This is a genomic window from Actinomadura rubrisoli (genome assembly GCF_004349215.1).
GTDB classification, from domain to species: domain Bacteria; phylum Actinomycetota; class Actinomycetes; order Streptosporangiales; family Streptosporangiaceae; genus Spirillospora; species Spirillospora rubrisoli.
This window is the reverse complement of sequence record NZ_SMKU01000385.1, coordinates 1-8,195: the sequence shown is the minus strand read 5'-3', so window position 1 is coordinate 8,195 and position 8,195 is coordinate 1. Positions and strand designations below refer to the sequence as shown.

Sequence of the window (8,195 nt, the reverse complement as noted above, 5' to 3'; positions counted from 1 at the left end):
GAGGGGGCGGCCTGGGCGAGGCCGGGGCCGCCGGTCACGGCGGCGGCTGTGCCGACCGCGAGTCCGCCGGCGACGAGGAAGGATCTCCGGTTGAGCTGGTGGGAGTCGGCCATGGGTGCGCGACCTTTCGGGGTGTCCGGCTTGATCGCCGGACAGCCTCGCGAAGGCCGGTGGCCGGAAGGCACCACCCCGGTGACGGCCGCCGCAACAGAAACGATCTTTTAAGACCTTGTGCGGACGGCATGGCCGTTCGGCCGGGGAGGTTGACGCGAAGTGGCACGGAGGCCACAAGGGGGATGGTAGGCTGACTACTTACAAATTGCGCACACCAAACTCCACCCTATAGATGGGAGCGTACCCGAAGCATGGGACTCCGTCAAGCCCCTGATGTCAAGCCGGAAGCCGAGAATGTGGAGCCGGGAGGTCGGGAGGAGGCCCGCCGGGCGGCGCTGCGCACCGAGCAGGAGCAGGTGTCCCGCGTGTACGCGCGGCTCGACCAGGAGCGGGCCAGGGCCGAGGCGGCGCTGCGGGAGGCACCGGCCGCGGGAGGCGGCGGGGTGCTCCAGGCCCGGCTGGAGAGCGCCGTCGCCACCGACGAGGCGGCCCGGCGCCTCGCCCGGCTCGGCGGCGTCGAGCACGGCCTGTGCTTCGGCCGGATCGACCACCGCTCGGACGCGGGCGGCGACACGTTCTACGTCGGGCGGATCGGGCTGCGCGACGAGGACCACGAGCCCATGCTGATCGACTGGCGCGCCACCGCGGCCCGCCCGTTCTACACGGCCACGCCCGGCGCGCCCGGTACGCTCGCGCGCCGCCGCCATCTGCATCTGCGCCACCGCGAGGTCGTCCGGCTCGATGACGAGGTGTTCGACCTGGAGGGGCTCGACGAGGCCGAGCGGAGCGGCATCGTGGGCGAGGCGGCGCTGCTCGCGACGCTGCGCCGCGGCCGGACGGGCCGGATGAGCGACGTGGTCGCCACCATCCAGGAGGAGCAGGACCAGGTGATCCGGTCGGCGCTCCAGGGCGTCCTGGTCGTGCAGGGCGGGCCCGGCACCGGCAAGACCGTCGCCGCGCTGCACCGCGCCGCGTACCTGCTCTACACCTACCGCGACGTGCTGGAACGCCGGGGCGTCCTGGTCGTCGGGCCGAACGCGACGTTCCTGCGCTACATCGAGCAGGTGCTTCCCGGCCTCGGCGAGACCGATGTCGCGCTCGCGACGGTCGGCGAGCTGTACCCGGGCCTGAAGGCCACCGCCGCCGACGAGCCGTCCGTCGCGGTCGTGAAGGGCGGGCTGCCGATGGCCGCCCTGATCGAGGCGGCCGTCCGCGACCGGCAGCGCGTGCCCGAGGGCGGGCTGGAGATCGAGTCGGACGGGCTGACGCTGCGCGTGGAGCCCGAGGCGTGCGCGCTGGCCCGCGACCGGGCCCGCGCGCTGCCCGTCCCGCACAACGTGCAGCGGCGGCGCTTCGTCCACGACCTGCTGGAGGCGCTCGCCCTGAACCGCGCCGAGCAGTACGACCGGATCATCGACGAGCCGCTCGAAGAGATCACGAAGTCGGGCCAGGTCCCCCAGTGGCTCCAGGAGCTGCTCGACGAGGCCGTGGACGAGCCGCTGATGGACGAGGCCGAGCTGCGCCTGGCCAAGGAGGCGATGTGGCACGAGCCGGGCATCCGGGCCGCGCTCGACGCCCTCTGGCCGGAGCTGACGCCCGAGCAGCTGCTCGCCGACCTCTTCGCCGACCCCGAGACCCTGGCCCGGCTGGGGGCGGCGGCCGGCGTCCGCGAGACCGCGCCGCTGCACCGTCCGCGCAACGCCCCCTGGACGGTCTCCGACGTCCCGCTGCTGGACGAGGCCGCCGAGCTGCTCGGCACGGACGACTCCGCCGAGCGGGCCCGCAGCCGCCGCGCCGCCGAGCGGGAGCGCCGCGACGCCGAGCGGTACGCGCGCGAGGTGATCGAGGCGACCGGGGCGGCCGACATGAACGCGGGCGGTGTCGTCGACGCGGAGGCGCTCGCCGAGCAGCACCGCGACGGCGGCCCGGCGCTCACCACCGCGCAGCGCGCCGCGGCCGACCGCGAGTGGGCCTACGGGCACGTGATCGTGGACGAGGCGCAGGAGCTGTCGGAGATGGCCTGGCGGGCGGTGATGCGCCGCGTCCCGACCCGGTCCCTCACCGTCGTCGGCGACATCGCGCAGACCGGCAGCGCGGCGGGCGCCGCGTCCTGGGGCCAGATGCTCGACCGGTACGTGCCGGGCCGCTGGCGCGAGCAGCGCCTCATGGTCAACTACCGCACCCCCGCCGCGATCATGAAGGTGGCGGAGGACGTGCTGGCGGCGGTGGCGCCCGGGGAGGTGCCGCCGGTGCCCGTCCGCGACGACGGCGCGCCGCCCCGCGCGGTCGCGATGGGCGTGGACGGCCTGCCGGACCTCGTCCGGTCCGAGCTGGCCGCCGTGGTGCCGGACGCGTCCGCCAGGGCGGGCGGCGGGGTCGAGGAGGGACGGCTCGCCGTGATCGTCTCGGGGGCGCGGCACCCGCAGGTCCTCGCCGCCCTCCCGGACGCGGCCGCCGGCGCGACGCCGGAGGCGCTGGACTCCCCCGCCGTTGTGCTGACCGCCGAGGAGGCCAAGGGCCTGGAGTTCGACTCGGTGGTCGTCGTGGACCCGGCCGGGATCCTCGGCGAGTCGCCCAAGGGCGGCCAGGACCTCTACGTCGCCCTCACCCGCGCCACCCGCCGCCTCACCGTCGTCCACGACGGCCCCCTCCCCACCATGCTCTCCCGCCTGGCGACCGCGTAGGGAGTAGGTCAGGAATAAGGGAGGAGGTCTTTGTTGATCTCCTCCCAGCGGGCGCTGAGCGCCGTGAGGACGTCGGGGCGGCGGCGGGCCAGGTCGGCCTGCTCGCGGGGGTCGGCGGCCAGGTCGTAGAGCGCGTCGGCGGGCGCGGCCCCGGCGGCCCGCGGCGCGCGCAGGTACTTCCACCGGCCGCGGCGCAGCGCCCGCGAGGTCCGGGTGCGCCAGAACAGGTCGTGCTCGGGCGGGCGCGCGCCGCGCAGCAGGTAGGGGGCGATGCTCCGGCCGTCCAGGGGGTGGGACGCGGCGGGCCGGACGCCGGTGATCTCCAGGATCGTCGCCGTCCAGTCCTGGGTGATGACGGGCACGCCGCTCACCTGGCGGGGACGGATCCGGGCGGGCCAGCGCAGGAGGTTGGGCACCCGGATCCCGCCCTCGTTCAGCCCGGCCTTGGCGCCGGTGAGCGGCCACTGGTACGACCACCGCTCGCCGCCGTTGTCGCTGGAGAACAGCACCAGCGTGTCGCGTTCCTGGCCGGTCTCGCGGAGCGCGCGCAGGACGCGCCCGACGCCCGCGTCCAGCGCCTCGACCATGCGCCGGTACGTCGCGAGCGACCCGCCGTCCTGGTGCCAGAGGGCCTGGCCGTCGCCCGCCTGGACGCGGGAGGTGATCTCCCGGCTCACCGCGCGGTCCCCCGGCCCCTCCCACGGCCAGTGCGGGGCGGTGAAGTTGAGGTTGAGCAGCCAGGGCCGGTCGTGCCGCTCGCGGACGAACGCCGCGGCGCGGTCGGCGAGCGTGTCGGTGTAGTAGCCGAGCGACTCGACCGGCGTCTCGCCCTCGTAGAGGTCGCGCCCCTCGGTAGTGATCTTGGAGTAGTAGTCGACGGCGCCGGACAGGTTGCCGAAGAAGGTGTCCCAGCCGGACTTCAGCGGGCTGTACCAGGGCAGGTAGCCGCAGTGCCACTTGCCGAACATCGCGGTGGCGTACCCGGCGCCCTTCAGCAGGGACGCCAGCGTCGGGTGGTCCCGGGGGATGCCGTGCAGTTCGTCCGGGCGGGCGATCGGCTCCTCAAGGCCGCCGCGCAGCCGTCCCGGATAGCGGCCGGTGTAGAGGCCGAAACGGGTGGGCGAGCAGACGGCGGCGGCGGAGTAGGCGTCGGTGAAGCGGACGCCCTGCCGGGCGAGCCCGTCCAGGTGGGGCGTGCGGATCTCCGGCGAGCCGTAGCAGCCCAGGTCGGCCCAGCCCAGATCGTCGCCGAGGATGATCAGGATGTTGGGCCGCGCGGAGCCGCCCGGCCGCGGGTCGGCCTGGAACGGGCGCTCGCGGGTCTCCGCCTCGGCCGTCCCGGCTCCGGCGAGCGCGGTCCCGGCCGCCGTGGCCGCGGCCATCGCCGCGACGGCGCCCCGGCGGCTGATCCCCCGTCCGGACGCCTCGTCCGCTCCGCGCTCTGTCTCGCTCACGTATGCCTACTTTCTCACCCGTTTTACTAAACAAACCGGAATAGTAGGGAATAGCGGCATCGGGCGCAATGGGGCCCCGGCTTCCCTCCCGAGGTTGACCAAGCGTACGCTTGGTCACCGTACGACGGGATCCGCGAAGGGACGGCGATGGCAGAGCTGCGCGAGTTTCAGAACCTGATCGGCGGTGAGCTCACGCGCTCCGGCGGGGGCGGGACGCTCGACTCGGTCAATCCGGCGACCGGGCAGGTCTGGGCCCGGGTCCCGCGCGGGACCGCGGCGGACGCGGACGCCGCCGTGGCGGCGGCCCGCGCGGCGTTCCCCCGCTGGGCCGGGATGCCGGCGGCCGGGCGCGCCCGCTTCCTGCGCAAGGTCGCGGACGTGTTCGCGGAGAACGCCCGCGAGCTGGCCGAGCTGGAGACGACCGACAACGGGCGGATCATCACCGAGACGGCCGAGCGGGACCTTCCCGGCATGACTTACCTGTGGAACATGGCCGCCGCCGAGTGCTCCGCCGCGGTCGAGGGCAGGAGCGTCGACTTCGGGCCGGGCACGCTCGGGCTCACGCGGCGCGAGCCGTACGGCGTGACGCTCGGGATCATCCCGTGGAACTCGCCGATCTCGACGCTGTCGGCCAAGGCGGCCTGGGCCCTCGCGGCGGGCAACACGGTCGTCATCAAGCCCGCCGAGCAGGCGAGCGCCTCGTCCCTGCGGGTCGGCGAGCTGCTGCGCGAGGTGCTGCCGCCCGGAGTGCTGAACATCGTGTCCGGGCTGGGCGAGGAGGTCGGCGACGCGCTCGTCCGGCACCGCGGGGTCAACAAGATCAGCCTCACCGGCTCGGTGGACACCGCGAAGATCATCACCCGGGCGTCGGCGGACGCGCTGAAACCGCTCGCCCTGGAGCTCGGCGGCAAGTCGCCCAACATCGTCTTCGCGGACGCCGACCTGGACAGGGCCGCGCCCGGGGTGACCACGCAGGCGATCTTCACGGCGAACGCCGGGCAGATCTGCTACGGCGGGTCGCGGATCCTCGTCCAGCGCCCCGTGTACGACGAGATGATCGAGCGGATGAGCGCGATCGCGGCCGGGATCAGGCTGGGCGACCCGCTGTCCCCCGAGACGACGATGGGCCCGATCGTGTCGCGCGAGCAGTACGAGCGCGTCACGTCCTACCTGGAGATCGGCGCCAAGGAGGGCGCGGAGATGGTGTTCGGCGGCCGGTCCGGCCCCGAACTCGTCGACGGCCGCCGCGCGGGCGGCTACTGGGTCGAGCCGACCCTGTTCGCGACCGACGACAACGCGCTGCGCGTCTGCCAGGAGGAGATCTTCGGCCCGGTCGCGGTGGTCCTCCCGTTCGACACCGAGGAGGAGGCGGTCGCCATCGCCAACGACTCGTCCTACGGGCTGGCGGCGGGCGTGTGGACCCGCGACCTCGGCACCGCCCAGCGGATGTTCCGCGCCCTGGAGACGGGCACGGTCTGGGTCAACACCTACCGCAAGGTCGTGTTCCCGCTGGAGGGCGTGAAGGACAGCGGCTACGGCCACGACTCCCTTCTCGCCTACACCCGCGAGAAGGCCTGCCTGATCGAGACCTGAGCGGCCGGGCCCGGCTCACCGCCGGGAGCGGCGCCGGCCGAGCGGGCGGCGCCACGACAGGCCCGTCCCCGGTATCCGGAACGTCATCTCTCGCCGCCCGTCGGCGGACCGGCTGTAGCGGGCGCCCCGGGCGCCGACGCTGTGCCCCACGCCGCGCTTGGACAGGTTGATGCGGAACGGCCCCTTCCGGATTGACTTGCGGTAACTCCAGCCCATCGTCGCCTCCGTAGATCGTTTGGTGGCGGGAGGGTGCCCGGACCGCGTGCCGGGCACCCTCCGGGCGCGGAACGGACCGTCCGCGACACGGGTTCCGGACGGGCCGGGTGCGCAAGGGCAGGTTGTGACCAAAACCGGCCGGAGTTCGTCGAGCGACGCCCTTTACCCGGCGCCCGCGGACGAGGAACCTGTGCCCGGTATAGATCATCTTCCCAGTTCCCGGAGGTGCGGGTTGGCCAGGCGATCCCTGAGACGAACCCGGCGGACCATGACCGTCGCCGTCCTGACCGGAACGGCGCTCATCGGCGCGGGCGGCGCGGTGGCCGTCGCCCGGCCGGTCCCAAAGATCGTGGTGAGGGACGGCGTGACCCAGCCCGTCTTCTCCTACAAGGACGCGATCCGCGAGCACGTCTACGTCGAGTCCAGCGTGGACAGCGACCGCGACGGCAAGCGCGACCGGGTGAACGTCGACATCGTCCGGCCGAAGGAGTCCGACCACGGGCTCAAGGTGCCGGTGATCATGGACGAGAGCCCGTACTACGACAACCTCGGACGGGGCAACGAGAGCGAGCGCAAGGTCTACGACGCGAACGGGAACCCGGTCAAGTTCCCCCTGTTCTACGACAACTACTTCGTCCCGCGCGGCTACGCGTTCCTCGCCGTGGACATGGTCGGCACCACCCGCTCGGACGGCTGCCCGGTCAGCGGCGGCCCGTCCGACGTGCTGGGCGGCAAGGCGGTCGTCGACTGGCTGAACGGCCGCGCCAAGGCGTTCAAGCCCGACGGCTCCCCCGCCAAGGCCACCTGGACCACCGGCCGCACCGGCATGATCGGCAAGTCCTACGACGGCACGCTCGCGAACGGCGTCGCCGCGACCGGCGTCAAGGGGCTGGAGACGATCGTCCCGATCGCGGCCATCAGCAGCTGGTACGACTACAGCCGCATGAACGGCGTGAAGTACTGGACCGACGAGCAGCCCGGCCTCGCCGACACCGTCGACACCGACCCGCCCGCCAAGTGCGCGGCGGTCAACGCCGACCTCGACAAGGGCGAGGACGACGCGACCGGCAACTACAACGCCTACTGGAAGACCGCCGACTACCGGCACGGCACCATCGGCCGCGTCGGCGACGTCCGCGCGAGCGTCTTCGCCTTCCACGGCGTCAACGACCTGAACGTCAAGGACGACCACTTCGCCAAGTGGTGGAACGCCCTCGCCGAGCGCGGCGTGCGCCGCAAGGTCTGGCTGTCCCAGCGCGGCCACGTCGACCCCTTCGACACCCGCCGCGACCTGTGGGTGGCGACCCTGCACAAGTGGTTCGACCACGAGCTCCACAAGATCGGAAATGACGTCCTCCGGCAGCCCCGCGCGGACATCGAGGTCGGCCCCGACCAGTGGATCACCCAGTCCGACTGGCCGTCCCGCCGGGCGGCGACCATCACCCTGCGCCCCGGCGCGGACGGCTCGCTCGGCCTCAAGCGCGCCCCCAAGGGCTCGACCGGGACCTTCACCGACGCGCCCGGCACCCGCGGCAGGGGCCACACCGAGGCCGAGATGGTCACCGACCCCACCACCGGCAAGCCCCACCGCCTCGCCTACGTCTCGGGCGAGCTGCCGGCGACGGCCCGGCTGTCCGGCACACCCGACGCCCGCCTCACCGTCAAGCTCGACAAGCCCACCTCGAACGTGACCGCCCTGCTCGTCGACTACGGCGAGGACACCCGCGTGAACTACCTCGGCGCGGGCTCGGGCATCCAGACGCTCACCACCGAGGACTGCCACGGCGAGAGCATCCCGACCGACGACGCCTGCTACAAGCAGACGAAGACCAAGACGATCACCTCCCCGGTGAACGTCGTCGCCCGCGGCTGGCTGGACGCCCAGAACCGCACCTCGCTCAGCAGGCCGTCCCCGCTCACCCCGGGCAAGTACTACGGCGTCCGCTGGGAGACGCTCAGCCAGGAGTACCTGCTCAAGAAGGGCCACCGCCTGGCCCTGGTCATCGCCGGCACCGACGCCGACTACAACACCGAGACCCCCACGGGCGCCCAGGTGACGGTGGACCTCTCGTCCAGCTCCATCCGCGTCCCCATCACCGCCGCCACCGACGACGCCGCGGCCCTCCTGGCACCC

Annotated in this window: 5 protein-coding genes; 3 read left to right on the top strand and 2 right to left on the bottom strand. The window is 73.3% G+C overall.

All coding sequences use genetic code 11. From position 1 onward, the window contains the following. Positions 1–365: 365 nt before the first annotated feature. Positions 366–2,798: a HelD family protein gene (locus E1298_RS40385; RefSeq protein ID WP_131902665.1), complete on the top strand. Its 2,433-nt coding sequence runs from the start codon at positions 366–368 to the stop codon at positions 2,796–2,798. A gap of 8 nt (positions 2,799–2,806) precedes the next feature. Here the strand turns inward: E1298_RS40385 and E1298_RS40380 are convergent, their stop codons facing one another. Then, entirely contained in the window at positions 2,807–4,252 is a 1,446-nt protein-coding gene (locus tag E1298_RS40380; RefSeq protein WP_243726130.1) for a sulfatase-like hydrolase/transferase, read from the bottom strand. Positions 4,253–4,399: 147 nt separating this feature from the next. Between E1298_RS40380 and E1298_RS40375 the strand changes: the two genes are divergently transcribed. Then, positions 4,400–5,845: an aldehyde dehydrogenase family protein gene (locus E1298_RS40375; RefSeq protein WP_131902664.1), complete on the top strand. Its 1,446-nt coding sequence runs from the start codon at positions 4,400–4,402 to the stop codon at positions 5,843–5,845. Positions 5,846–5,860: 15 nt separating this feature from the next. Here the strand turns inward: E1298_RS40375 and E1298_RS40370 are convergent, their stop codons facing one another. Continuing rightward, positions 5,861–6,061 carry a DUF4236 domain-containing protein gene (locus E1298_RS40370; protein WP_131902663.1) on the bottom strand — a complete coding sequence of 67 codons (201 nt, stop codon included), beginning with the start codon at positions 6,059–6,061 and terminating at the stop codon, positions 5,861–5,863. A 268-nt stretch (positions 6,062–6,329) separates the two neighbouring features. Between E1298_RS40370 and E1298_RS40365 the strand changes: the two genes are divergently transcribed. After that, positions 6,330–8,195, top strand: a 1,866-nt coding sequence (locus E1298_RS40365) for a Xaa-Pro dipeptidyl-peptidase (RefSeq protein WP_131902662.1), incomplete at its 3' end; no start/stop codon positions are given.